The sequence below is a fragment of the Streptomyces sp. NPDC059247 genome (assembly GCF_042754005.1).
In the GTDB taxonomy this organism is placed as follows: domain Bacteria; phylum Actinomycetota; class Actinomycetes; order Streptomycetales; family Streptomycetaceae; genus Streptomyces.
Genome location: NZ_JBHYZW010000003.1, coordinates 592,262 through 616,323 on the forward strand (window position 1 = coordinate 592,262; position 24,062 = coordinate 616,323).

At 74.1% G+C, this 24,062-nt stretch carries 25 protein-coding genes; 16 read left to right on the top strand and 9 right to left on the bottom strand.

Translation table 11 applies throughout. The features are described from left to right. The first annotated feature begins 260 nt into the window (after positions 1-260). Positions 261-737, top strand: coding sequence for a hypothetical protein (locus ACFXGN_RS09675; RefSeq protein ID WP_384855711.1), 477 nt, complete (start codon positions 261-263; stop codon positions 735-737). A 64-nt stretch (positions 738-801) separates the two neighbouring features. Here the strand turns inward: ACFXGN_RS09675 and ACFXGN_RS09680 are convergent, their stop codons facing one another. After that, entirely contained in the window at positions 802-1,443 is a 642-nt protein-coding gene (locus ACFXGN_RS09680) for a hypothetical protein (protein ID WP_384855713.1), read from the bottom strand. Between the two features lie 339 nt (positions 1,444-1,782). Between ACFXGN_RS09680 and ACFXGN_RS09685 the strand changes: the two genes are divergently transcribed. From ACFXGN_RS09685 to ACFXGN_RS09705, 5 genes are all read left to right on the top strand, one after another. Further along, positions 1,783-1,929 (top strand): hypothetical protein, encoded by a 147-nt coding sequence (locus ACFXGN_RS09685; protein WP_384855716.1) that lies wholly within the window; start codon positions 1,783-1,785, stop codon positions 1,927-1,929. Between the two features lie 5 nt (positions 1,930-1,934). Next, positions 1,935-3,059, top strand: a complete 1,125-nt coding sequence (locus ACFXGN_RS09690) for a methyltransferase domain-containing protein (RefSeq protein ID WP_384855719.1) — start codon at positions 1,935-1,937, stop codon at positions 3,057-3,059. Between the two features lie 123 nt (positions 3,060-3,182). After that, the gene (locus ACFXGN_RS09695) at positions 3,183-4,406 is read left to right on the top strand and encodes a hypothetical protein (RefSeq protein ID WP_384855722.1); all 1,224 of its coding nucleotides are present in this window, start codon (positions 3,183-3,185) and stop codon (positions 4,404-4,406) included. 299 nt (positions 4,407-4,705) lie between these two features. After that, positions 4,706-5,521 carry a phosphotransferase family protein gene (locus tag ACFXGN_RS09700; RefSeq protein ID WP_384855724.1) on the top strand — a complete coding sequence of 272 codons (816 nt, stop codon included), beginning with the start codon at positions 4,706-4,708 and terminating at the stop codon, positions 5,519-5,521. A 198-nt stretch (positions 5,522-5,719) separates the two neighbouring features. Further along, a complete protein-coding gene (locus ACFXGN_RS09705; RefSeq protein WP_384855727.1) occupies positions 5,720-7,957 on the top strand; it encodes an FG-GAP repeat domain-containing protein in 2,238 nt (745 codons plus the stop codon). On the opposite strand, the gene ACFXGN_RS09710 is transcribed toward ACFXGN_RS09705, so the two are convergent. From ACFXGN_RS09710 to ACFXGN_RS09720, 3 genes are read right to left on the bottom strand one after another with little or no spacing between them, the layout of a single operon-like run. After that, positions 7,933-8,394, bottom strand: a complete 462-nt coding sequence (locus ACFXGN_RS09710; protein ID WP_384855729.1) for a hypothetical protein — start codon at positions 8,392-8,394, stop codon at positions 7,933-7,935. The two genes, ACFXGN_RS09705 and ACFXGN_RS09710, sit on opposite strands and share 25 nt — an antisense overlap. A 4-nt stretch (positions 8,395-8,398) precedes the next feature. Continuing rightward, on the bottom strand, positions 8,399-8,743 hold the full coding sequence (locus tag ACFXGN_RS09715) for a DUF397 domain-containing protein (RefSeq protein WP_384855731.1): 345 nt from the start codon (positions 8,741-8,743) through the stop codon (positions 8,399-8,401). Then, positions 8,712-9,551, bottom strand: a complete 840-nt coding sequence (locus ACFXGN_RS09720; RefSeq protein WP_384855734.1) for a Scr1 family TA system antitoxin-like transcriptional regulator — start codon at positions 9,549-9,551, stop codon at positions 8,712-8,714. Before ACFXGN_RS09720 ends, ACFXGN_RS09715 begins: the two co-directional genes overlap by 32 nt. A gap of 171 nt (positions 9,552-9,722) precedes the next feature. Between ACFXGN_RS09720 and ACFXGN_RS09725 the strand changes: the two genes are divergently transcribed. Continuing rightward, entirely contained in the window at positions 9,723-10,043 is a 321-nt protein-coding gene (locus ACFXGN_RS09725; protein ID WP_384855944.1) for an ATP-binding protein, read from the top strand. 47 nt (positions 10,044-10,090) lie between these two features. Then, on the top strand, positions 10,091-10,720 hold the full coding sequence (locus ACFXGN_RS09730) for a class I SAM-dependent methyltransferase (RefSeq protein ID WP_384855737.1): 630 nt from the start codon (positions 10,091-10,093) through the stop codon (positions 10,718-10,720). Between the two features lie 21 nt (positions 10,721-10,741). Here ACFXGN_RS09730 and ACFXGN_RS09735 read toward each other — a convergent pair whose 3' ends face one another. Continuing rightward, positions 10,742-12,544 carry a hypothetical protein gene (locus ACFXGN_RS09735; RefSeq protein ID WP_384855740.1) on the bottom strand — a complete coding sequence of 601 codons (1,803 nt, stop codon included), beginning with the start codon at positions 12,542-12,544 and terminating at the stop codon, positions 10,742-10,744. Positions 12,545-13,036: 492 nt separating this feature from the next. On the opposite strand from ACFXGN_RS09735, the gene ACFXGN_RS09740 reads away from it, so the two are divergent. The 5 genes from ACFXGN_RS09740 to ACFXGN_RS09760 all read left to right on the top strand — a co-directional run bounded on the left by ACFXGN_RS09740 (position 13,037) and on the right by ACFXGN_RS09760 (position 17,527). Then, positions 13,037-13,726, top strand: a complete 690-nt coding sequence (locus ACFXGN_RS09740) for a hypothetical protein (protein WP_384855743.1) — start codon at positions 13,037-13,039, stop codon at positions 13,724-13,726. Positions 13,727-13,817: 91 nt separating this feature from the next. Further along, the gene (locus ACFXGN_RS09745) at positions 13,818-14,708 is read left to right on the top strand and encodes an N-acetylmuramoyl-L-alanine amidase (protein ID WP_384855746.1); all 891 of its coding nucleotides are present in this window, start codon (positions 13,818-13,820) and stop codon (positions 14,706-14,708) included. 97 nt (positions 14,709-14,805) lie between these two features. Beyond that, positions 14,806-15,639 carry a hypothetical protein gene (locus ACFXGN_RS09750; protein WP_384855748.1) on the top strand — a complete coding sequence of 278 codons (834 nt, stop codon included), beginning with the start codon at positions 14,806-14,808 and terminating at the stop codon, positions 15,637-15,639. 114 nt (positions 15,640-15,753) lie between these two features. Further along, positions 15,754-16,764: an LLM class F420-dependent oxidoreductase gene (locus ACFXGN_RS09755; RefSeq protein ID WP_384855750.1), complete on the top strand. Its 1,011-nt coding sequence runs from the start codon at positions 15,754-15,756 to the stop codon at positions 16,762-16,764. Positions 16,765-16,981: 217 nt separating this feature from the next. Then, positions 16,982-17,527, top strand: a complete 546-nt coding sequence (locus ACFXGN_RS09760) for a GNAT family N-acetyltransferase (RefSeq protein WP_384855753.1) — start codon at positions 16,982-16,984, stop codon at positions 17,525-17,527. A gap of 166 nt (positions 17,528-17,693) precedes the next feature. Here the strand turns inward: ACFXGN_RS09760 and ACFXGN_RS09765 are convergent, their stop codons facing one another. Beyond that, positions 17,694-18,263, bottom strand: a complete 570-nt coding sequence (locus tag ACFXGN_RS09765) for a hypothetical protein (RefSeq protein ID WP_384855755.1) — start codon at positions 18,261-18,263, stop codon at positions 17,694-17,696. 379 nt (positions 18,264-18,642) lie between these two features. On the opposite strand from ACFXGN_RS09765, the gene ACFXGN_RS09770 reads away from it, so the two are divergent. The 3 genes from ACFXGN_RS09770 (at position 18,643) to ACFXGN_RS09780 (ending at position 20,486) form a co-directional block, all read left to right on the top strand. Beyond that, positions 18,643-19,038, top strand: coding sequence for a hypothetical protein (locus ACFXGN_RS09770; protein WP_384855758.1), 396 nt, complete (start codon positions 18,643-18,645; stop codon positions 19,036-19,038). Positions 19,039-19,058: 20 nt separating this feature from the next. Continuing rightward, positions 19,059-19,991, top strand: coding sequence for a hypothetical protein (locus ACFXGN_RS09775; protein WP_384855761.1), 933 nt, complete (start codon positions 19,059-19,061; stop codon positions 19,989-19,991). 117 nt (positions 19,992-20,108) lie between these two features. Beyond that, positions 20,109-20,486 carry a peptidoglycan-binding protein gene (locus ACFXGN_RS09780; protein ID WP_384855762.1) on the top strand — a complete coding sequence of 126 codons (378 nt, stop codon included), beginning with the start codon at positions 20,109-20,111 and terminating at the stop codon, positions 20,484-20,486. An 82-nt stretch (positions 20,487-20,568) separates the two neighbouring features. Here ACFXGN_RS09780 and ACFXGN_RS09785 read toward each other — a convergent pair whose 3' ends face one another. The 3 genes from ACFXGN_RS09785 to ACFXGN_RS09795 all read right to left on the bottom strand — a co-directional run bounded on the left by ACFXGN_RS09785 (position 20,569) and on the right by ACFXGN_RS09795 (position 23,868). Further along, on the bottom strand, positions 20,569-21,657 hold the full coding sequence (locus ACFXGN_RS09785) for a prenyltransferase (protein WP_384855765.1): 1,089 nt from the start codon (positions 21,655-21,657) through the stop codon (positions 20,569-20,571). Further along, complete coding sequence (locus tag ACFXGN_RS09790; protein WP_384855767.1) at positions 21,654-22,388, bottom strand: class I SAM-dependent methyltransferase; 735 nt, start codon at positions 22,386-22,388, stop codon at positions 21,654-21,656. Before ACFXGN_RS09790 ends, ACFXGN_RS09785 begins: the two co-directional genes overlap by 4 nt. Before the next feature lie 151 nt (positions 22,389-22,539). Then, positions 22,540-23,868, bottom strand: a complete 1,329-nt coding sequence (locus tag ACFXGN_RS09795) for a glycosyltransferase family 4 protein (RefSeq protein ID WP_384855770.1) — start codon at positions 23,866-23,868, stop codon at positions 22,540-22,542. Positions 23,869-24,062: the final 194 nt, after the last annotated feature.

A 24,062-nucleotide genomic window follows, 5' to 3' on the forward strand; every position in this document is an offset into this window, starting at 1 on the left:
CACGCACCGGCCGCGCCCCGAACCCCCGTCGACGGGCCCCTCGCCCGTACCGGCACGGTCGTCGGCTCCCCCGGCTCCGTACCGGGACCGGGTCGCCCGATTTCTCTCCGGCCCCATTCTCTCCGGCCCTACCGTTCCGGGGAGTTCGGCGCGTCTGCCAGCATGGGGGCCATGGCGCGAGAGACATCGACGCACGACGACGTACGACTCGGGGTCACGCCGTGACGGGCGGCGGTGGAGCACCCGAGGCAGCGGGTCCGGTGAGCCGTCCGCCGGGCTTCTTCGAGCAGCCGTTCTGGACCGCGCTCGGGCTCCTGGTCGTGTGTTCCGGTCCCGTGATCCTGCTGGCCGGTGTCAGCGGGTACGTCCCCGACGAGGACAGGTTCGGCGTCGTCGTGACCGGCCTCGTCTGGACCCCTCTCACCCTGGTCGTCCTGGTCATGGCCGTCGTCGGCACCGTGCGGGACCAGCGCGTGTGGCGCGCCCTGGACACGGCCGGCGTGCGCGCCCTGGGCGAGGTCACGTCCGCGCGGCGCGTGTGGTGCGGCGATGACGACCGCTGCACCAGGGTCGAGATGCTGGTCACCGTGCCGGGCCGGTCGCCGTTCACCACGAGCCACCTCGTCGCCGGGGAGGAGATCATCGAGGTCGGGACGTGCGTCCCGGTCGATGTGCACCCGACGCGCGACCTCTTCCGTCTGGTCTCCGATGCGTCCACGGGCGGGGCGTCCCGGTAGTACGTCCCCGACGGGCACCGTTCCGGTCGGGCGGTCACGCCGGTCGGCTTCCCGCCGTACGAGGTCACCCCGCGCTGTTCACGGGCCGACCGGACCCGTCCCCGCCGTCCCCGCCGTCGCGGGCGTCGCGGGCGTCGCGGGCGTCGCGGGCGTCGCCCCGGGCGGTGAGGGCGGCGAGCCGGGCGGACCATTCGCGTTCGGCGACGACGAGGCTCCGCTCCAGCGTCTCGACGAGCGCCGTCCGGCTCACCGACACCACCGTCGGCTCGCGCGGGGACTCGTTCGGGGGCTCGGCGTCCCGCGCGACACCGCCTCTCTCGTACGTCCGCCAGGTGAGGTGCACGCGGTCCCCCTCGGGAAACGCGAGGGCCGTCACCTCGTCGGTGCACTCCCCCCACTCCAGGAACTCGCACCGCGCGAGTGCCGTTCCTGCCTCGGGCGTGATCCCGGCGTCGGCGTCGTCGTACATCCAGCTCTCGGCGAGGCGGAAGAACTCGGACGGCGAGGCGAACCCCACCGGCGGCCCGGTCGGCTCGCGGAGGCGGACCAGTTCGTCCCTGAGCTTCTTGACCAGCAGGGGCGGATAGAACGCGTTGTCCCACGTGTTCACGTGGAGCCCCCCGAGGAAGACGTCGACACACAACAACTGCGGGTCCCGTTCGATGTGGAACTCCAGACCGAACCCGGTCCGCGACCCGAACAACACGACTGCCTCCCCGACCCCGGCACCGGCACCGGCCCCCGGCACCCCGCCACACCCCGCCCCGCCCTGCCCCGCCCGTCAGCCACTATGCACCCCGCCACCGACGAGGTGACCACCCGTGGCGGGTCGTCAACGGGACCGCCCCGGACGGATCCTCGCGGGAACGGTCGCCCAGGGCTCGCGCGCCGGGCGTGCGCCCGGCGCCGCCCCCGCCCGACAGAACCGTCCCGGCCGGACACCGGCCCGGTCCCGGCCATTCCGGGGGTCGGGGCGGGACAATGCGTTATCCCCTGGCCCCTTTCGGGCACACCCGGCTCGACGGAGCCATCAAGGAGGTCGAGCATGGCGGACAAGGGCACACCCGGCGAGGACGGCAGCGGCGAGCGACGGAAGCCCGATCCCCCGCTCTCCCAGGGCACCCCGCCGCCGGGGAATTCCGACGGGAAGGTCCCGGCGTCACCGCCGCCGAGCGGCAAGCGGCGCCGGTAGCCGCCGTGGGGACGCTGGAGGAGCGGCGGGCGGCGGGCGCGGTCGCGATGGACGAGCGGAAGCTGTGGCCGGGGGAACCCGACGCGGCCTGGGTCCGTGACGCCGTCACCGGGCTGCCGCGCGACGTCTTCTGCCCGGACCGGCTGTTCGTGTGGGACGGGGACTCCGCCTACGTCCCCGTCGACCGTGGCACCGACCCGGACGGGTGGGCGCGGGCCGTCCACCCGGACAGCCCGTTCGACGGCACGGTCACGCGGATCGGGACGGACGGGCTGCCGTCCTCCAGCGTCTCCTGCGTCACGGTCGTCGCCGACATGCTCGACTCGCTCGTCCTGGAAGAGGGTCAACACGTACTGGAGTTGGGTACGGGGGCGGGCTGGAACGCCGGGCTGCTCGCGCTGCGGGCCGGACCCGGCCGGGTGGTCAGCGTCGAGATCGATCCCGGTCTGGCCGACGCCGCCGGGACCCGGCTGAAGGCGGCGGGGCTCGATGTGGACGTACGGACGGGGGACGGGGCCGCCGGCGCCCCCGACCGCGCTCCCTACGACCGGGTGATCGCCACGTACGCCGTCGAGCGGGTCCCCTGGGCGTGGGTGGCGCAGACGCGGCCCGGCGGGCGGATCGTCACCCCGTGGGGGCGGCTCGGTCATGTCGCCCTGACCGTCGCGGACGACGGGCGCCGGGCCGAGGGCTGGGTCCAGGGGCTGGCCACCTTCATGCCCGCCCGGGGCGTCGGCCAGGGGCTCTCGCTGGACGCGGTACGGGCGTCCGCCCCGGTCGCGCGGGAGAGCACGGTACGGCGGGACCCGGCGCCGCTCGCCGACGGGCACCTGCTCTTCGCCCTGCGCGTGAGCCGTCCCGCCCTGCGGGTCTTCGCGGACGGCCTCACGGTCGCCGTGCACGACGGCGTCTCCTCGTGGGCCGTCGCCCGGCCCGGGACGGACGGGCTCCTCCGGGTGAGCGGCGGCGGGCCCCACGACGTCTGGGCGGACGTCCTGACCGGCTGGGACCACTGGACCTCCCAAGGCTCCCCCGAACTCTGGGACTTCGGCATGACGGTCACCCCGACCGCGCAGACGGTCTGGCTCCGCGACCCGGAGAAGGGCCCCTACGCGTCCGCCGTCCGCTGACGCGGCCTCGCCCCACCACCGGGAGGCGGCTCCCGCCCCGGACACCCGGACCGGGCCCGAAACCGGTGGCCCGGTCCTGGGCCCCGATGTGACGATGCCCCTGTTTCCCAGGGCGGAGGGCATGTGTTCATCTTCTCGTGCGCGGGGTGCGGGGCCGGGCTCACGGCTCCGCTGTCCCGGGTCGCGCTGCCGGTCCACGCCCCTCAGAGGTATGGGAACGGCACCCGGTTGCCGGTGCTCATGGCGCCGGGCACGTTCGCCGTGGACCCGGAGCCGTGGGGGCCGCCGTGGCGGAGCTGGGAAGAGATCCGTCCGGGCGAGGCGGCGGCCCGTGGTCTCCACGCGCCGGTCTGCCGACTGTCCGACGGCGCACCCGGCGCGATCCTCATCGCCCCCGGCGACGCCCTCGGCACCGTACTGGTCCCGGAGAGGTGCGGAGGCACCTGCTGCGGCATCGACGGGACGGACGGCCCGAACATGGCCTGCGGAACGTGCCGACTGCCGGTGGCGACCCGGATCGACGACTGTTCGCTCTGGCAGGCGGTACGGCTCGCCCCCGACGCGGTGACCCGCGCACCCGCCCACCCCGGCGACGGAGACGGAGACGGCACCGACGCGGTGCCTCTCTCCTGGGCCGAGGCGTTGCGGCGGGAGGAGGGCGTTCCACCGGTCGAGCCGGTCACCCTGTGGGGCGGGGACCACCTGTGGTCGTGGAGTCCTCGGTGGGAGGCCGCCGTCGGCCGGGCGCTGGCCCATCTGCTGGCGGCTTCCGAGGGACGGCGGGTCACGGTCCCGCAGGGCTTGCCGGAGAAGGTCTTCCAGCGCGCCCTCGACGCCCTGCTGCCCACGAGCGCCACGGGTGTCACGAGCGCCACGGATGCCACGAGCCCAACAGGCCCCACAGGCCCGGCAGATCCGGCAGGCCCCAGGGCCCGACGAGCAGTCCTGGCCGGTCCGGGCCTACCCGACCCCGACACCGACACCGGCACCGGCACCGGCACCGGCACCAAGTCCGGCGCCGACATCCTCCTCGTGCCGACGCATCCCCGGACAGGAGAGATGTGGACCCCGCCCGGCCCGGCGGGCGGGGCGTACCGGGTGCCGCTGCCGTTCGGGGTGTGGCTCCGGATGGCCTTCCCCGAGCCGCGTCCGCCCGCCCCCGCGTCGGGCACCCTGCCCGACGGCGTCCTCCGTGACGACCCGCCCGCGCCGCGCGCCCACCGTCTGTTCCGGGCCGACGCGGGGGCGTTCGAAGACGCCCTGGTGCGGCTTCCGGCCGTCCACGCCCCATGGCTGCGCGAGATCCTGGAGAGCGTCCGGCGGCACGAGCACCTCGGCCTCTTCTAGGGTGCCGCCCGGGTCCGTGCGCGCGGCGGTGGGTTCCCGGCCGGTCACGGCAACGCCCAGCGTGGGGCCACTGCCCGTCACGGCAACGCCCAGCGTGGGGCCCACCACCGGTCCAGGCAACGCCCGACGGGGAGTGGCCCACCGACCGTCCCGGCAACGCCCGGCGGAGGGTGGCCCACGGCCGCTACCTTCCCACCATGAACACCGCCGTGCCCGTGCTGAGGCGCCCGCCCCCCGGGCCCATGTCCGAGCCGCCTCCGGGCGGCCCCCGGCGGCCGAAGCCGGAAAGCTGACCGGTCATGCGCGTCGACCGGCTTCCGTTCGAGGAACTGCCCGAGGCGACCCGGCGGGCCATCGCCGAACGGCTCGGGGACGGCTGCCCGAGATCCGAGGTGGAGAACGGCACCAGCTCCGCGCTCGCGTCCCTGTTCTGGCCGTCGTCGGGCGCGGACATGGTGTTCGTCAAGGGACTACCGCTCGACCACGAGCGGATCGGGGAACTCCGGGCCGAGGCGGCCGTCAACCCGTTCCTTCCCCCCAGCGCGCCGAAGGTGCTGTGGCAGGAGGAGGCGGGCGGCTGGCTCCTGCTCTGCTTCGAAGGCGCCGACGCGTCGGCCTGGGCGCACTTCGGCGACGGGAGCGGTCATCTGGAGCCGGTCGCCGCCGCCTTGGGCGAACTGGGTCTTCTTCCCGCGCCCCCGCGGCTGCGGCTGACGCCGTGGGAGCGGTGGGGCGAGTACTGCGACCCCGCCGACGAGCCCCTCCTGACGGGCGACCGGCTCACCCACTCCGATCCGGCGGCCTCGAACTTCATGATCGAGCGCGGCGGCCGGGTACGGATGATCGACTGGGCGTGGGCGATGCGCGGGCCCGCGTGGCTGGACACGGCCCTGTGGGGGGTCCGGCTGGTCCTGGACGGCGGGCAGACCCCCGAACAGGCCGCCGCCTGGGCGCGGACCGTTCCCGTGTTCGCGCGGGCGAGCCGGGAGGCCGTGGTGGTGCTCACCGAGGCCGAGGCCAGATGGTGGGAGGCCTGGCAGGCGTACGGGATGACCGATCTGGAACGCACGGTCGGGGCGGCCCGCGCGTGGGCCGGGTACTGGGCCTCACCTTAGGTCCGGGTCCCGGGGAAGCGGGTGCCCCCTTGCCGGGAGGCCCGGTCACCGGCGGGTGTCCCGGCCCCGCCCCGCCCCGCCCGGCGCCAACTCGGCCGGTTCCAAGAGCCGATGGCGTACAACCCTTCGGCGTGCTCGTACGTCTTGGGGGTGTGACGGGTCTCGTCACGTCCGTGCCGCCCCGGAGGTCCCACCGTCTTGATCCGTGTCCGCGTCTCCCGCCGTCGGCTCGCCCTCGCCGCCACCGCCGCGCTCGCGGTGACGGCCGGGACCCTCACGGCCGGTCCCGCCGCCGGGGTCCCGGCCGCCTCCGTCCACACGACCGTGCGGGCAGCCGCCCAAGTGCCCCCGCAGGACGTCCCCTTCCCGGTCGACGGCGCGGTCATGGGCGTCGGCCCGACCGGCTTCCTGAGCGCCCAGTCCGGGCCCCGGCTCATCTGGCGGTGGACGCGGTTCGCGGACGGTGCCACGACGGTGCTGCCCGCGAAGTCGTATCGCGGTGTCGGACGCACGGACGTCATCGCGGACAACGACGGCAGCGGTGTCCACAGGCTGTACGACATGGCGACCGGCGCCGACCCGGTGGAGGTCGTCGGCGTCCCGCCCGGCAGCGGCCGGACCGTCGCCGGGTTCACCGGGAACGGCCTCCTGGTCAAGGAGCCCCGCGCCGACGGCAGCACGGCGCTCCACGTCGTCGGCGTGCGGGACGGCGTCCCGTTCGACCACGCGGTCAGGGGGCTGCCCGGCGACGCCTCCTCCGTCCACGTCAAGGTGGACTCCCCCGACACCGCCCTGCTCCTGTTCTCGACCACCGTCGACGGGACCAAGCGGTACCGCGCGGCCGTCGTCGACCTCGCGGCCCACACGGTCGTCGAGGAGTACGAGACCGCCGAGGGCGCCGAGCGGCCCGCCCTGTCGGCCACCCACATCGCCTGGGCCGAGAAGCGCGAGGGCGCCACGACGAAGGTCGCCGTGACCCGGCGGGGCACCGGCGGGACCGTGCGCCACGACATGGGGACCACGGGCGTCGTCAACGTCGAGCTGATCGGCGACTGGTGGACGTACCGCCAGTCCAGGCCCGAGACGACCGGCCCCGCCCGCCCCGAGTTCGCGCTGTACGCGCGCTCCCTGGCCACCGGCGAGACGGTCAAGCTCCTGGAGCACACGCTGAACGCGGCCCTCGCGCCCGGCGGCAGCCAGGTGGTCCGGGGCGGGACGTTGGAGCACGGCGAGGGCCTCTACCGGATCTCCCCCGGCGCCGACGGCGCCCGGCCGGTCGTGGCCCTCGTCGCCTCCACCGGCCAGCCCACCTCGCTGGAGCTGACGGGCCACGGCGTCCCCGACACGATCGACCTCAGCCGCCCGACCGAGCCGATCATGCTGAGCTGGAAGTTCAGCAAGTACACGACGCGCACGCACGTCGAGCTGGTGCACACCGCGTCGAAGAAGACGTGGAAAACCGAAGTGGGCCACTTCGCGGGGGCCGTCGTCGGCTTCCCCTGGGACGGCGTGTACACCAAGTTCTGGAACGGGCCGCGCGAGTACCGCGACGGCGTCCCCGCGCCCAACGGCGCGTACACCTGGCGCATCACGGCGCAGCCCCGCGACGGCATCGGCCCCGCCGTGGAGAAGACCGGCGCCTTCACCGTCGTCCGCGACCCCGAGCCGCACGACTTCGACGACGACGGCGCCCCGGACCTGCTGGCACGGCCGGACTCCGGCGAGCTGTACCGCCTCCACACCAGCATCCCCCTGGGCGGGTGGCCCCTGATCGTCGGAGATCCGATCGCCGAGGGCTGGGACGGGTACGACGAGCTCCTGGCCCCCGGTGACATCACGGGCGACCGGCGCGGCGACGTCGTCACCCGCGACAGGACCGGCGTCCTCTGGCTGCACCCGGGCACCGGGAGCGGCCTCGCGCCCCGGGTGAGGATCGGCGGCGGCTGGCAGGTCTACGCGCACCTCACCGGGGGCGGCGACCTGACCGGTGACGGCCGCCCCGATCTGGTCGCCACCGACAGGTCCGGCGTCCTCTGGACCTACCGGGGCACGGGGAACGCCTCCGCGCCCTTCGCCCCGCGCGTCCGAACCGGTCACGGCTGGAACATCTACAACGAGATCACGTCCGTGGGGAACGTCGGCGGCGGTCCCGCCGGTGACCTCGTCGCCCGCGACAGGGCCGGGGTCCTCTGGCTCTACCTCGGCAAGGGCGACGGCACCTTCGCCCAGCGGGCCCTGATCGGCCGGGGCTGGAACACCTACGCCCACCTCGTGGGCTTCGGCGACGCCGACCACGACGGACGGCCCGACCTCCTGGGCGTCACCGCCGAGGGCGGCACCGCCTACCTCTACAAGGGCACCGGCAACTGGAAGACCCCCTTCCAGGCCCGTAGCGAGGTGTACTCCTACGACTACGTGCCCGGCACCGTCTTCTGATCGGACACCCGCCGGGCGCGGCGACCGCCCCGGACCGCCGAGGTGACGGACACGGCGGTCGCCGTCGTGCCCGTCACGGCGAGCGCCAGCAGTCCCGGGTTCACCCACCACGGGACGATCTCGACGCCCCGGCACACCAGGCTCACCGGCAGCGTCCCGCTGGAGTCCGGGTACGCCTTCACGCCCGCCCCGAACCAGCACGCGTCCTCCGGGAAGAGGAACGGCAGGTACGACATCCCGTACAGGTGCAGCGCCCCGCCCCCGCCGAACGCGAGCACCGCCAGCCACGCGGACTTCCTCGCCGGTGACCAGGGGCGGCGGGGCGACCGTGGCAGTCCCCCGTTCTCCCGGCGGGCCCGCACCAGCCCCACGCACGTGATCCCCGCCCACGCCGGAAGGGCGAGTGCGAGGATCACGACTCCTACGAGGGTCGCCACGGTCTCAGTGGCCGACGCGCCCCTCGGCCACCGCGCCCACGAACGCCGTGAACGCCACCGCCGACGTCCGGAAGGCCGGGCCTTCCGGATTCTTCGAGTCCCGCACGGCGATGTGCGCGGTGAGGTCGGCGACCTCGACGCATTCGCCTCCGGTGTCGCCGCTGTACGTGGACTTCTGCCATGCGGCCGTGCCGAGCGGGGCGCACTCGACGCAGTCGCCGCCGTCGGAACCGCTGTACGTGGACTTGCGCCATGCGGCGGTGCCGAGTGGGGCGCACTCGATGCACTCGCCGCCGTCGGGGCCGCTGTACGAGGACTTACGCCACCTCAGGTCCTGGCTGGTGCCCATACCGCTCCTCCATTACGCGTTCGATCAGTGCGGCCGAGTCCTCCCGCGAGAGAGCCGTAGCCTGAAGTCGAGCGTAACCGACGGATCGTTCCCTAATCACTTGCTGATCAGCTGTCATGTGACCCCCGCCGTAGACCGGCACGTAGAAGAGGTCCGGGTCATCATCGAAGCGCAACACCGTGAACGAGCCCAGCAGTCCAGGGTGCTGACCCGACTCGAACGGAAGGATCTGCACCTGCACCCACGGGTGGTCCTTGAAGCTCAAAAGATGCGCAAGTTGCCTGCGCATGATCTCGGCACTACCGATCTTCCGGTAGAGCACGGCCTCATCGAGGACAACACACACCACAGGCGGGTGCTCGCGCTCCAATACCCGCTGTCGTTCGATCCGGGCCGCCACCAACTCATCGAGCCGCTCCGGATTGTCCACGCTGAGCACCGCGCGGGCGTAGTCGGCCGTCTGGAGCAAGCCGTAGACCAACTGCGACTGGTACGTGGAGATATAGGTCGCTCTCGCCTCCATGTCCGCGTACGGCTGGAACCACGTCGGGAGCTGGCTCTTGAGGACGAGGCCGATCATGCGGGTGAAGAGGCCGCCCGTCATCAGCGCCGCGTCGAGCTGCTCCGAGAAGCGTCTCGTCGGGACCTTCTTCGCCGTCTCGATCTGGCCGATCAGGGAACCCGTGCAGTACACGACGTCCCCGAGCTGCTGCTGACTGAGACCTGCCTCCTCTCTCAGACGGCGGAGTTCCGACCCGTAGAAGTCCAGCGGCGAGGCGCTGGGATCGAGGCTGCGGATGTTGACCATGCCGAGGTCACCCCCAAGCTCACGCAGTGAGGCGTTGCGTTATTTCCGTAGCCGAGCGTAATGAAACGGTCCCACTCTGGTGGCATGAATCACGCAACAGACCTCTACCCTGCGGAACTTGGCACGAGCTACAGGATGGGGTTCACCGTGGGTGAGCATTCGGCCCGTCACATGCGTCGCATCCTGCACTTGTTCCTCACGCGTTGGGAACTCGACCGGGTGTACGACTCCGCCGCGCTGGCCCTCACGGAACTGGTGGCGAACGTCGTCCGGCACGTACCGGACCGGCGGTGCTCGATCCTGATCCTGCGCGAGCCGTACGGGCTCCGCGTCGAGGTGGCGGACGACGTGCCCGGGGCCGTACCGGCGAGGGTGGCGGGACCGCTGGACGAGCACGGGCGGGGGCTGTTCCTGGTGGCGGCGGTGACGGACCGCTGGGGGACGGAGGAGAGGGCGGACGGGAAGACGGTGTGGTTCGAGTGCGACGCGTAGGGCACGATGGGCGCCCGTACCCCCGTACCCACCGGTAGGAGACCCGTATGTCCGTGCCCGAGCCCGAGATCCTCGCCGCCTTCGAGGGCGCGAAGGGGTTCATGCCCGTGGGAGAGGGGCTGGCGCTGTACGCGGCGGCCACGGAGGCGGGGAAGCTCGGGCTGCCGCTCCTGGAGGTCGGCACGTACTGCGGGCGGTCCACGGTCCTGCTGGCGGACGCGGCCCGGCGGGCGGGCACGGTCGCGGTCACGGTGGACCACCACCGGGGCAGCGAGGAGCAGCAGCCGGGGTGGGAGTACCACGACGAGACGGTGGTGGACCCCGAGGTGGGGCTGATGGACACGCTGCCGACGTTCCGGCGGACCCTGCGCGGGGCGGGGCTCGAAGAGCACGTGATCGCGGTGGTCGGCCGGTCGCCGCAGGTGGCGAAGGTGTGGGCCGGGGAGCTCGGTCTGGTGTTCATCGACGGCGGGCACACCGACGAGCACGCCACGAACGACTACGAGGGCTGGGCCCCCAGGGTCGCCCCCGGGGGCCTGCTCGTCATCCACGACGTCTTCCCGGACCCGGCGGACGGCGGTCAGGCGCCGTACCGGATCTATCTGCGGGCGCTGGAGTCCGGTGACTTCGACGAGGTCTCCGTCACCGACTCCCTGCGGGTGCTGCGCCGGGTGTGACCCGGCGCGGCGCGGACGGGGCTAGAACCCCGCCGTCACGTACAGGCAGTTGGTATAGCTGTACCCCGGCTCGATCTTCGTCTTGCTCGACTTCGTGTCGCCGGTCGAGGAGGTGCCCGTGGGCGCCCGCTTCTGGAGGAACTGGTAGTTGCCCGCGGGCAGCAGCAGGGTCGCCTTCGGGTACTTCGAGGACGGCCCGGAGCACGCCTTCACCTTGCCGCCGCGCGGGACGAAGATCCCGTCGTAGTACTTGGTGCAGGTCCCGCACGCCTTCAGGGTGACCCGGCCGCTGGTCGGGCCGGTGTAGAGCACCTCGACGGAGCCGGGGCCGTCGTTGCTGATGACCATCACCATCCGGGAGCCGCCGGGGACGTCGGCGGGCGGCAGCTTCTTCCCCGCCTCGGGCTCCTCCTCGGCGATCTCGGCGGCGATGGCGATCGAGCGGGCGTGGGCGGCCTGCGGGCTGCTCGGGTACTCCTTGGCGAACTCCTCCATCGTCGTGACGGCGAGGCGGAAGTCCTTGTTCCTGAACTGGGTGGTGCCGCAGGCGAAGGCGCCGCGCTGGACGGCGGCCGTGGCGGTGGCCGCGTCGGGGGCGACGGCGGGGTCCTTCATGAGGACGAGGGAGGCGCGCAGCGCGCGCAGCTCGTCCGCGGTGGCGCAGGCGGCGGCGGCCAGCGCGGACTCCTTGGCGGTGACCGCCGCCTTGACGGCCGGTTCGACCTTCGTGGCCTGGCTGGACTTCGGGAAGGTCTCGTAGAGGGCGTTCAGGCTCTCTTCGGCGGACGGGTCCGCCGTCCGCACGCCGAGCGCGGCGACCCCGCACTCGTACAGCGACTCGGCCAGCGGCTCGTCGGTCTTCGCGGGCCGGGAGCCGAGGAACTCCTTGTCGAAGGTGTCGGGCAGACCGCGCAGGAAGGTGAGCGGCTTGATCGCCTCGCAGTACGACTTCTTCGCGTACGGGGCGGAGACCTTCAGGAAGTACGCGTCCAGGCGCTCGGGGACGAGCTTTCCGGCCCGGGAGGCCGCGTGCCGCGCGGCGAGGTCCTCGTAGCCGGTGAGCGCCGTGCGGTAGATCGGCTCGGCCTGGTCGAAGGTGAGGCCGTCGGCGGACTTCACCTTCGAGTCGACGGCGGCGAGGTGTTCGAGCAGGGCCTGCTCCTTCGCCTCGTCGCGGGCCGCCCCGTACGCCAGGGTGCCGCCCGCGGGCACCACGAGCAGCACCAGGGCGAGCGGGAGGGCGAGACGGCGGAGCCCGTCGCTGACGCTGAGGGTCGCGTGCGCCCCGCGCCGGGCGCCGTCGGCGGCGAAGGCGAGCAGGAGGACGCCGTATCCGATCACGAGCCCGACCGGGACGCCGTCGACGTCGGCGGGGAGCGCGGCCACCAGGAGGGCGGCGGTGGCGAGCCAGCAGAGGGCGGCGCCGAGCCAGTTGCGCAGCAGGACGTAGCCGAGGCCCAGACCGGAGAGGTTGAGGAGGCCGACGGCGACGGCCTGCGCCGGGTTCGCCGGGCCGCGCGGGGCGGCGGGCGGCGGGCCGTAGCCGGGCGGACCGTACCCGGGCGGCGCGGGCGGCGGAGGAGGGGTTCCTCCGCCCGCACCGGCCGCGTGCCCGGCCGCGTGGGCCTGACCGGCGGGCGGGCCGGGAGGCGTGCCCGGGGGGCCGTAGCCGGGCGCGGAGGCGGCGGGCGGGGCGGGGGCGGGTGGGGCGGGGGCGGGTGGCGGGTTCGGCGCGGTGGGCGCGGCGGGCGCCTCCCAGGGAGCCGGGGGCTGTCCGGGAGGGCCCGCGGGCGGCGGGCCCCCCGGCGGGTTGTTCGCGGACAACGGAGTGCCGGGGGCCCCGGCACCCGGCGCCCCCGTGGGGTTCTGCTCTAATCCGGCGCCGCCCGGCGGTCTGTCGGACGGCTCGGGACGTGCGTCGTTCGGCTCTTCGCCCACCGTGGTTCCCCCTCGTGGGTCCATGCGCGGTGGCACCCCACCGTCGCCTCTCGACATCTACCCTTCACGGTCCCCGGACACGCGTCCACCGATCCGGGAAGCCGGTGACAAAGCTGGGACCTGAGCGCCGCCGCATTCCCCTCCGTACGGGAGCTATGGGACGCCCCGCACATAGGTTCGGTGACAACTTGCCTGCCGGGTAATGGAGTTGATCCAGCCAATCGGGCGCGCGGGCGCCGTGCGGAGGGGAGGCGGCCGGTGCGGGGAGCGGGGGGCCGCGCGGGGCGGGGGCCGCCCGGGGAGCGGCGGTCGCCTTCCACGCCTCCGGCCGGGCCGGACACATTGTCCGGGCGGTGGGCCTCCGCCATGATCTCCTCCGTGGCAGACGTGAAGAAGTTCGACCCCCGGGCCCTCGTCAGAGCGGGGCTCGACAAGGCACTCGAGAGTCAGCAGCCGCTGGCCGTGGCGAACGTCGCACGGCTCCGGCGGGTGCATCCCGACAAGACGCCCGCAGAGCTGATCGCCTACATGAACAAGATCTACGTCGGCACCGTCACGACCACCGGTGCGGGCGCGGGCGCGGCGGCGGCGGTGCCGAACGGGGTCGTCCAGGCCCCCATAGCCATCGCCGAGCTGCTCGGCTTCCTGGAAGCCTCGGTGCTCTACACGTTGTCGGTCGCCGAGATCCACCGGCTCGACCTCGAAGACGTCGAGCTGCGCAGGCTCCTGGTGACGGGCGTCCTCATAGGCAACTCCGCGAGCGCGACCATGGAGTCGGTGATCGGCCGCACGGCTCCCCACTGGGGGAAGCAGATCGTACGGTCGATCCCGATGGCGGCGATCAAGAAGGCGAACAAGGTCCTCGGCCCGAGGTTCATCACGAAGTGGGGCGCCAAGCAGGGCGTGCTCGTCCTCGGCAAGCAGGTCCCCGGATTCATCGGAGCCGTCATAGGCGGCGGGAACAGCCTCTTCGGCTGGTTCGTGGTCAAGTCCGCGCGGAAGATCCTCGGACCGCCGCCCGAGTCGTGGGACGAGGCCGTCGCGGCGGAACGTCCGACCGCCACCTGACGTCCAGGCCCGCCGCCTGACGTCCCGGGCGCCGCCCAGGCGCTCCCGCGCGTTCCCCGCGCGCGGCGGACGGCGGGGCTAGAGTCGCCGGGTGCCGTACGACCACCGGAAGACCCGCCGCCCCGCCCTCGCCCTCGCCGTCACGGGCTGCTGCGCCGTGCTCGCCGGATGCGGCGCCGCCTCGCAGGCCGCCGCGCCGTCGAGCGGAACGTCCCCGGAGACCCGGCAGGAGAGCGCCGCCGCGCCCCGGCCGCCCGTCGCCGACGGCCGGCCCCCCGGCTCGACGCAACCGACCCCCCGGGCGCGCCTCCCGCTCTCCGGGAAGACCGTCGTCATCGACCCCGGCCACAACTCCGGGAACTTCCGCCACTCCCGCGAGATCAACCAGAAGGTCGACATCGGGACGGCCCGCAAGGAATGCGACACCACCGGGACCTCCACGAACGCCGGATACACCGAGGCGGCCTTCACCCTCGACGTCTCCCACCGGCTCCGCGACCTGCTCACCGCGCGCGGCGCCAGGGTCGTCCTCACCCACGACGCCGACCGCCCCTGGGGCCCCTGCATCGACGAACGCGCCCGGATCGGGAACGCGGCCCGCGCCGACGCCGTCGTCTCCGTCCACGCGGACGGCTCGGACGTCGGCCACCGGGGCTACCACGTGATCCTGCCCGCCCGGGTGCGCGGCGGCTCCGCCGACACCACGGCGATCGTCGCGCCGTCCCGCGCGCTCGGCGAGCGGATCGCCGACCGCTTCCGCCGCGCGACCGGCACCTCACCCGCCAACTACCTCGGTTCCGGTACGGGGTTGGACGTCCGGAGCGATCTCGGCGGGCTGAATCTGTCGACCGTCCCCAAAGTCTTCGTCGAATGCGGCAACATGCGTGATCCCGAGGACGCGCGGCTGCTCGCCTCGGCCGCGTGGCGGCAGAAGGCGGCACAGGGCATCTCGGACGGCATCTCCACCTACCTCAAGGGGTAGGACGGACGAGCGATAGATTCGCTCCGTACGATGGCCCCCCGTGCCGCGACCTAGAGCGCCACTCCGACGCGACGACGACCCGACGAAGGACTCTTACGTGAATATCCGCTCCCTCACCCGAGGCGATGGCGTGCTGATCGGTGCAGCGGTGGTGCTGTTGATCGCCTCGTTCCTCGGCATCTCCGGCTGTGACGCCTCCGCCGCCGTGTGCGACCGGGCCTACAACCCCAACTCGTGGGAGCTCTCACAGCTCGGCTGGGGCACCTTCCTGCTCGGCATCGTGGGCGCCGCGCTCGTCGTCCTCTCCCACGGCCTGCCGCAGCCGCGCAAGGTCGCGGGCCTGGAGCTGGGACAGGTCGGCGCCGCGTTCACCATCGCCTGCGCGTGGACCCTGCTCATGTGGATCTTCGAGGCCGTGAACGCGGGCGCCGGTCTGATCCTCGGCGTGATCGCCGCCCTCGTCCTGGCCGCCGCCGCCGTCGCCGGACCGCTGGTCCCCGCGCTCAAGGCGCCGCTCCTGGGCACGCCCGCGCCGCAGACCCCGCAGCCGTACGGGATGCAGCAGGGACAGCCCGGCCAGCAGGGCGTCGCGGGCGGTGGCTACGGCTACCCGGGCGCGCAGTACGGCCAGCCCCCGCAGGGCGCGGGGCAGCCGTTCGGCGCGCAGGGCGGCGCCCCGCAGCCGCAGGCGCACCAGCCGGAGCAGCAGGCCCCGGCGGCGCAGCCCGCGTCGGAGTTCTCGCCGTTCTGGTTCGCCGTCCCGGTGGCCCGCCCGCTGTACGCGGAGGACGGTTCGCAGGCGCAGATCGCGGAGCTGGCCCCCGGCACCTGGTACCTGGCGGTCGAGCAGCGCGGTCCGGCCCTGGTCGCGCAGACGCAGGACGGACGCCGGGGCGTCCTCCAGGACACCACCGGCATCCAGCGCGGCTGACCCCGCCGCCAGCCGCTCCTTCCACGGCCCTCCGCACCGGAATCCCTTCCGGGCGGGGGGCCGTTGGCGTACAGTCCCGCCATACCTGACGGTACGTCAGAAAGGATGCGGGACATGCGGCTCGGACTCGCCCTCGGCTACTGGGGACGCGGCCCCTCCCCCGCCCACCTCGACCTCGCCCGCGAGGCCGAACGGCTCGGCTACGACTCCGTGTGGACCGCCGAGGCCTGGGGCTCCGACGCCTTCACCGCCCTGACCTGGATCGCCGCCCACACCAGCCGCATCCGGCTCGGCACCGCCATCGCCCAGATGGCGGCCCGCTCCCCCACCACCACCGCCATGCACGCCCTCACCCTCGACCACCTCTCCGGCGGACGCGTCCTGCTCGGCCTCGGCCTCTCCGGGCCGCAGGTCGTCGAGGGCTGGTACGGGCGACCCTTCCCCCGCTCCCCGCTCACCGCCACCCGCGAGTACGTGGACGTCGTCCGGCAGGTGCTCCGCCGCGAGGCCCCCGTACGGCTCGACGGGCGCCACCACTCCCACCCGTACACCGGCCCCGACGGCACCGGGCTCGGCAAGCCCCTCAAGCCGATCACCCACCCCCTCCGGGCCGACCTGCCGATCCTCCTCGGCGCCGAGGGGCCAAGGAACATCGCGCAGACCCTCGGCCTCGCCGACGGCTGGCTGCCGCTCTACTGGACGCCCGACCGCTGGGCCGAGGTGTACGCGCTCCCCGAGCGGCTCCCGGCGGGCTTCCTCGTCGCCCCCATGGTCCGGGCCCACCTCTGCGAGGACGTGACGGCCGGACTGCTCCCGGTCAAGGCCATGCTCGGCTTCTACATCGGCGGCATGGGCCACGCCACCCGCAACTTCCACGCCGACCTGATGGGGCGGATGGGATACGGGAAGGAGGCCCGGCGCGTCCAGGAGCTGTTCGCCGCCGGGCGGCGCGAGGAAGCCGTCCTCGCCGTGCCCGACGCCTTCGCGGACGAGATCTCGCTGGTCGGCCCCCGGAAGCGGATCGCCGCCCGGCTGGAGTCCTGGCGGCGGGGCCCGGTGACCGACCTCCTCGTCACCTCCCCCGACCCGGCCACGCTCCGGCTCCTCGCGGAACTCAACGCGTAGGCCCGGATCCGGGGCGGGGAGGCGGCGGGCGTTCACGGTGGTCCGGGCGCCGGGCGCGGGCAGGGGCGTCGGCGGGGCCTTCACCGTCCGGCCCCCGGGCACGCGGAGAACCGTTCCCGCCCCGGCCCCCGGGCGCGTTCGGGGCGGGGGCCCCGCGTCCGCCCGGGGGCCCGCCCGGCTAGGCTCCTTGTCCCACGGACCAGGGAGGATTCACCCCATGAGCAGCACGACCCCGCCCTTTCCCGACCGGATGGAGCTCAGCGGTGAGGGGCTCGTCCTGCGGGACTGGACGGAGAGCGACCTGGCCGCGATGCCGGACCTCTTCGACCACCCCGACATCGCGTACTGGACACCCATCGCCTCCCCCTTCGACGAGGAGGCCGCCCGCGCACGGCTCGACCGGGCCCGGCGGCTGCGCGCGGAGGGTTCGGCCGTCGTCCTCGCCATCACCGTCGACGGCGGCGCCCCGCTCGGCGAGGCGATGCTTCGGCGGGCCCCCGAGGGCACGGAGCTCGGCTACGCGGTCGGCCCGGCGCACCGGGGCCAGGCGCTGGCCGCGCGGGCGGTACGGGTGATGGCCGCCCACGCCTTCGAGGAGATGGGCGTGGAGCAGGTGATCCTGGAGCTGGAGGCCGAGAACGCCCCGAGCGTCGCCGTGGCCGTCGCGTCCGGCTTCCACCTGCTCGACGTACCGCTGATCGAGGGCGAGGAGAAGGGCCGCCCCTACGTCCTCCAGACCTGGGGCCTGACGCGCCCGTCGTGACGCCCCCGGACGCCGTGACGGGCCGGACCGCCGTGACGGCCCGGCCCGGAGAACGTAGCGGCCCGGACGACGTGGGACGGCCCGGCACCGTGCCCTCCGACGTGACGTCGCCGGGGCGCGGTACCGGGCCGTCCCACCCGGGGCGGGCGGGAGCCGGGAGGCCGGGCTAGGAACCGCCGCTCAGCTGCGAGGCGGTGGGCACCTTGTCGACGACCTCGGCGCCCGCGCTCTTCCCGGCGTCCTTCACGCTGTTGATGACGCTCTCGAAGGAGCCGACGTCCGCCGCGCCCGCGTCGCCCTTGCGGAGCTTCGTCCCCAGGCCCTTCAGCGACTCGATCCCGGCGGAGAGCGGGGCGACCGCCTTCGCCAGCAGCGGATCGCCCTCTGCGTTGTGCACCGCCGCCTTCAGCCGGTTGTAGGTGAACGCGCCCGCCAGACCGGCCTTCACCAGGGCGAAGGTCCGGCCGTCCGCGCCCTTGGCGAACTTGCCCGCCCGGTACGGCTTCACGATCCACTGGTAGGCGGCGCCCGCCGCGAGACCCGCGTTGGCCACGAACCGGGTCTTCGCCAGCCTCTGCTGCTCGAAGCTCGCCGAGGCCGACGGGGACGCGGTGGCGGTCGCGGTCGCGGCGGCACTCACGCTCTGGGTGTCGTTCCCGCCACATCCGGCGGTGGTCATGAGCAGGGCGCAGGACAGCAGCAGCGCCGCCACCCCACGGGACACGGTTCCGGGCACGGCACATCCTCCTGACGACGGTCCCGCCAGCCTCGCCCGGGTGCCGGGCCACCGCCACCGGGACGGCTCCGAACGGGTCAGGAGTCCGGTCCGGGGTCCGGTCCGGGGTCCGGTCCGGGGTCCGGTCCGGGGTCCGGTCCGGGGTCCGGTCCGGGGTCCGGTCCGGGGTCCGGTCCGGGGTCCCGGTCCCGTCCCGCCCGGCCGTCTCCCGCGCGGCCGTCCCCCGCCGCACGGCCCCGCGGCCGGGGGCCCGGGTGTTCCCGGGACGCCGAGGGACGTCCCAGGAACGCCCGGGGCCCTGGCGGGACCGCCCGTCGCGCTCCGAAGGTGGTCCCCACGGTCCTCGCCGGACCGGTCGTCCACCCTCCTGGAGCACCTCGTGAAGAAGACCCTGGCCGCCCTCGCGACGGCCGCCCTCGCCGCCTCCTCCCTCCTCGCGCTCGCCCCCGCCGCCTCCGCCGCCGGATGCGTGACGACCGGTCTGACCACGGGCTACAAGGGCATCGGCGGGGTGGCCCACAAGGCCGCGTCCGGCTGCTCCGACCTCAACCTCACCCACGCCCACGACACCTCGGGCGCCCACACCGAGTCGTACGCGGCCTTCTACAAGAACTCCGCCAACAACTGGATCCAGGGCTCGCGCGGCTACGTCCAGGTCTCCGACGGCTCCTACAGCCCGGACCAGATCGTCCTGGTCTCCGACCTCACCCCGGGCCGGGCGTTCAGCATCGCCAGCTACTGGGACGGCGGCGACTACGTCGAGATCACCCACTGATCCACGGAGACCGGCCTGCCATGCCCCTTCCCCCGCTCCCCTCCCGCACCGCGCCCGCCCCGCGCGCGGCACGCACCGCAGGCACCGCACACACCCCGCGCCGCCCCGGTCCCGCCGTGCTGTGCCTCGCCCTGCTCGCCCTCGCCACGGGCTGCGCGAGCACCCCGCCCGCCGCCCCGCCCGCCGCCCCGCCCGGCCGCCCCGCGCCCCCGCCCGCCGCCGCCTCCCCGGTCACGTACGGGCTGCCCGTGGACACCGTCTCCCTGGTGCTCCCGGCCACCGGCGCGGAGAGCCGGGGCGCCCAGGGGCTGGACGCCTTCGGGCAGCTCGCCGCCGCGTGGGCGGTGGAGAACTGCGTACGGAAGCGGGGCGGGACGCCCCCGGACGGCCCTCCCCCGATGTTCACCCGCTACGCCCTCCTGCCCGACCTGGAACACCTCAGGGCGCACGGCTTCGGATCGGACACCCGCGTCCCCGGCGCACCGCCCCCGGCGGACCCGGCCGCCGCCCCGGGCCCCGCCCCGCGCGCGTGCCTGGCCGAAGGGAGGAACGCGGGGCGCGGCCTCGCGGACGTCTACGGCGCACTGCGGAACCGGTGGTTCGAGGAGATCGCCCCCGTCGACCGCTCCCCCGGAGTGCGGCGGGCCCTCCTCGGCCTCCGGGACTGCCTGACCGCGCACCGGGTGGACGCCCGGGACGAGGAGTCCTTCTTCGCCCTGGTCGACCGGCGGCTCCAGAACGGCGACACCGCCGCCGGGCGGGCGCTCGGCAGGACCTACGCGGACTGCATGGCTCCCGTGGAGGCCGTGCGGGAGCCGCTGCGCGCGAAGGCGGCCGAGCGCTTCCGGGCCGCGCACTCCGCCGAGATCGCCGCCGTGCGCGCCGAACTCCCCGCGAGGATAGGAGAATTGGAGACCAGGTACGGCATCCGCTTCTCCTTCCCCGCCCTCTGAACGGCATCCGCCGCCGGGCCGCCCGTGACCGTCGCGCCGCCGTCGGCCCCGCCGTCCCACCGACCTCGCCCACGCCGCCCGCCCCACCCGTCCCACCCGTCTCGCCCAGGAGCCTCCATGAAGACCGTCTCCCGCGCCGGTGCCGCCCTCGGCGCCGCCGTCCTCGCCGCCCTCGCCACCCCGGGACCGGCCCAGGCCACGCCCGGCGCCGCCTACATCGGCTCCGGGCGGGGCAACTCCGCCGCCGCCGTGCGGTGCGTCCAGCAGGGCATCAACTCGATCATCTCGGACCGCTTCGCCACCCAGCACGACCTGATCGGCGTCGACGGCTCCTTCGGCCCCGAGACCGACGAGGCCGTCCGGTACGTGCAGTACCGGATGCTGGGCGCCTCGGACACCGACGGGGTCGTCGGGCCGAGGACGGGGGACCTGATCATGCGCTACCAGTACGGCAACTACGCCGCCTGCTACCCGCACGTGCCCACCAGCAACTGACCCGGACGGCGGCGCCCCGGTCCGCGCGGTGCGGACCGGGGCGCGCGGTGCGGACCGGGGCGCCCCGGCGCGCGTCGGCGGGTCAGCCGCAGCAGTCCGGTTCGAGGCCCGTCGGCAGGTGCTCGCCGCCGAAGACCGCGACCGTGGCCTGTTCGCCGCCGAGGGCCGAGACCGCGAGCAGCAGGGAGCCCGCCGTCCAACTGGTCTGCTCCTCCGGCCACATCGCCGGGGCGCTCTCCCCGTCGCCCTCGAAGACGTACCCCGTCCAGTACATGCCGTTCGCGGCGCGCAGGTGCTGGATGTCCTGGAGGATCGTCAGCGCCCGGTCGGACTCGCCCACCATCCAGAGCGCGAGGGCCAGTTCACAGCTCTCGCCGCCGGTCACCCACGGGTTCGGGACGACACAGCGGACCCCGAGGCCCGGGACCACGAAGGCGTCCCAGGAGGCGTCGATCCGGGCCTTCGCGTCGGCCCCGGTGACCGCGCCGCCGAGAACCGGGTAGTACCAGTCCATCGAGTAGCGGGACTTGTCGAGGAACCGCTCCGGGTGGCGGCGGATCGCGTGCCCGAGGGCTCCCGCCGCCAACTCCCAGTCGGGCTGCGGCTCCTCGCGGAACTCCGCGATGGCCAGGGCGCAGCGCAGTGCCTGGTGGATCGACGAACTGCCGGTCAGGAGGGCGTCGTTCACCGGTGTGCCGTCGGGCTCGCGCTTCCAGCCGATCTGGCCGCCGGGCTGCTGGAGCCCGAGGACGAAGTCGACGGCCGCGTAGACGGCGGGCCACATCCGGTCGAGGAAGACGTCGTCGCCGGTGCTCAGGTAGTGGTGCCAGACGCCGACCGCGAGGTAGGCGGTGAAGTTGGCCTCCCGGCCGTGGTCGGTGATGTCGTCGGCGGCGCCGTCCCGGTAGGCCGCGTACCAGGAGCCGTCGCCGTTCTGGTGCCGGACCAGCCAGTCGTAGGCGCGGGCGGCGGCCTCGTGCTCACCGGCCGCGTCCAGCGCCATCGCGGCCTCGGTGTGGTCCCACGGGTCGAGGTGGTGGCCCCGGAACCAGGGGATGGCGCCGTCCTCGCGCTGCACGGCGAGTATCCCGGCGACGGTCTGCGCCGCCTGCTCGGCGGTGAGCACCCCGGGCAGGACGAGGTGCTCCGCGATCCGCTCCGGAGACGTCACTGGGTGTCGGCCTCGGGCAGGTGGGGCTTGGTCGCGTACGCCACGAAGCTCTTGCCGACGACCGGGTTCAGCAGCTGCTCGGCGACCCGGGTCACGGCGGGCTTCTTCATGATGTCCCAGACCAGGAGCTTGTGGTAGGCGCGGACCGGCAGGGCCTTGTCGTTGTCGACGCCGAAGGCGCACTTCAGCCACCAGTACGGGGAGTGCAGCGCGTGCGCGTGGTGGGTGCCGTACGGCTTCAGACCGGCCTGGCGGATCTTGCCGAGGAGTTCGTCCGCCTTGTAGATGCGGATGTGGCCCCCCTCGACCTCGTGGTACGCGTCGGAGAGCGTCCAGCAGACCTTCTCCGGGCCGTAGCGGGGCACCGTGACCGCGATCCGGCCGCCGGGCTTGAGGACGCGGACCATCTCGGCGAGCACGCCCTTGTCGTCCGGGATGTGCTCCATGACCTCGGAGATGATGACGACGTCGAAGGACCCGTCGGGGAACGGCAGGTTGAGGGCGTCGCCCTCCATCGCGGTGGCGGTCGCCCCGGCGGGCGCCTCCCCCGCCTCCCTCATGGCCGCGAACCACTTGGCGACCTCGCGGATCTCCTCGGCGTTCCGGTCCAGGGCCACGACCCGGGCGCCGCGCCGGTAGCACTCGAAGGCGTGCCGTCCCGCCCCGCAGCCCAGGTCGAGCACACGGTCGCCGGGGGCGAGCGGGAAGCGGGTGAAGTCGACGGTCAGCACGAGGTCCTGCTTTCGCGGTGGGGAAGTCGGTGGGGGCGGGCGGTCCTCGGGGCGGTCTCCCCCGACCGGTCGGGACGACCGGGCGCGGGGGGTCCGGCGGTCCGCGCCACGGCGGGGACGGCCGTACGCGCCCGGGGGGCGGGGCGGGGCGTCACCGGGCGCCTCCGCGCGTCCCGGCGCGGCGCGCGTCGATCGCCTCCCGGTACAGCTCGGCGGTGCCGCGTGCCGCGCGGGCCCAGGTGAAGCGCTCCAGGACCCGGTCCCGGCCCGCCGCGCCGAGCCGGGCGCGCAGCTCCGGGTCGCCGAGGACCCGGCCGAGGGCGGCGGCGAGGGCGCCCGCGTCGCCGGGCGGCACCGCGAGGCAGCTCTCGCCGTCCGGGCCCGCGACCTCGGGGATCGCGCCGCCGGTGGTGGCGACCAGCGGGGTGCCGGTGGCCATGCCCTCGGCGGCGGGCAGCGAGAAGCCCTCGTACAGGGAGGGCACGCAGGCGACCTGGGCGGACCGGTAGAGGTCGACCAGTTCGGCGTCGCTGATGCCCTTGACGAACTCCACGGCGCCGTCGAGCCCGTACCGCTCGATCGCGGTGGCGACCGGGCCGTCCTCGGCGCGCTTGCCGACGACGACGAGGTGCGCGTCGGGGCGCTCGGTGCGGAGCTTGGCGAGGGCCTCGATCAGATGGACCAGGCCCTTGAGGGGGACGTCGGCGCTGGAGGTGGTGACGATCCGGCCGGGGACCTCGGCGACGGCGGGACCGGGCGACCAGAGGTCGGTGTCGGCGCCGATGTGCACGACCCGGACGCGGTCCTCGCGGACGCCGAGGTGTTCGACGATCTCCTGCCGGGAGGTGCTGGAGACGGTGAGCACCGAGGGCAGCCTGCGGGCGACGCGCTTCTGCATCCGGGTGAAGCCGTACCAGCGGCGGACGGAGGCGCGGCGCTTCCAGTCGGCGGCTGCGGCGAGGTCGAGCCGCCGGTCGACGGTGATGGGGTGGTGGATCGTGGTGACCAGCGGGGCGCCGAGGGCGCGGGGACCGCCGAGGAGCCCGTAGCCGAGGGTCTGGTTGTCGTGGACGACGTCGAAGTCGCCGCGCCGGGCGGCGAGCAGACGGCGGGCCCGCAGCGAGAAGGTGAGCGGCTCGGGGAAGCCGCCGGTCCACATGGTGGCGACTTCGAGGCCGTCGATCCAGTCCCGGTACTCCTCGCGCCCCGGGGTCCGGAAGGGGTCGGGCGAGCGGTAGAGGTCGAGGCTGGCGACCTCGGTGAGGGGGACGCCCTCGTCGAGGACGGGGTAGGGCTGGGAGCCGATGACCTCGACGCTGTGGCCGAGGCGGGCGAGTTCGCGGGAGAGATGGCGGACGTAGACGCCCTGGCCTCCGCAGAAGGGGTTCCCCTTGTACGTGAGGAGAGCGATCCGCAGCGGTTCGTCACCGGCGGCCGTGACGCCCTGTCGGGGGCGTGCCTCCATGGCCTCAGCGGTCATGCGCGACCCCCTTCGAGCGTACGTTTCGCCGGAGCGTAACCGCTCGCGCTAATCTAGAACAAGTTACAGACTTGGCCGTTCGTGCGAGCGCCCGAGTCGTTCGCGCGGGCGTCGGACCGGCCGTCGCCGAACTTCCTGGTCCTTCGGGGAGGACAGAATCTACCCGCAGGTAGCCCCGTGGTGAGGGCCGGAAC

Coding starts and splice junctions, on each gene's coding strand:
- ACFXGN_RS09685 (WP_384855716.1), top strand. CDS start 1,783: ATGGCGGACAAGGGCACACCCGGCGAGGACGGCAGCGGCGAGCGACGG.
- ACFXGN_RS09700 (WP_384855724.1), top strand. CDS start 4,706: ATGCGCGTCGACCGGCTTCCGTTCGAGGAACTGCCCGAGGCGACCCGG.
- ACFXGN_RS09715 (WP_384855731.1), bottom strand. CDS start 8,743: ATGGGCACCAGCCAGGACCTGAGGTGGCGTAAGTCCTCGTACAGCGGC.
- ACFXGN_RS09720 (WP_384855734.1), bottom strand. CDS start 9,551: ATGGTCAACATCCGCAGCCTCGATCCCAGCGCCTCGCCGCTGGACTTC.
- ACFXGN_RS09725 (WP_384855944.1), top strand. CDS start 9,723: ATGCGTCGCATCCTGCACTTGTTCCTCACGCGTTGGGAACTCGACCGG.
- ACFXGN_RS09730 (WP_384855737.1), top strand. CDS start 10,091: ATGTCCGTGCCCGAGCCCGAGATCCTCGCCGCCTTCGAGGGCGCGAAG.
- ACFXGN_RS09755 (WP_384855750.1), top strand. CDS start 15,754: ATGCGGCTCGGACTCGCCCTCGGCTACTGGGGACGCGGCCCCTCCCCC.
- ACFXGN_RS09760 (WP_384855753.1), top strand. CDS start 16,982: ATGAGCAGCACGACCCCGCCCTTTCCCGACCGGATGGAGCTCAGCGGT.
- ACFXGN_RS09775 (WP_384855761.1), top strand. CDS start 19,059: ATGCCCCTTCCCCCGCTCCCCTCCCGCACCGCGCCCGCCCCGCGCGCG.
- ACFXGN_RS09780 (WP_384855762.1), top strand. CDS start 20,109: ATGAAGACCGTCTCCCGCGCCGGTGCCGCCCTCGGCGCCGCCGTCCTC.
- ACFXGN_RS09795 (WP_384855770.1), bottom strand. CDS start 23,868: ATGACCGCTGAGGCCATGGAGGCACGCCCCCGACAGGGCGTCACGGCC.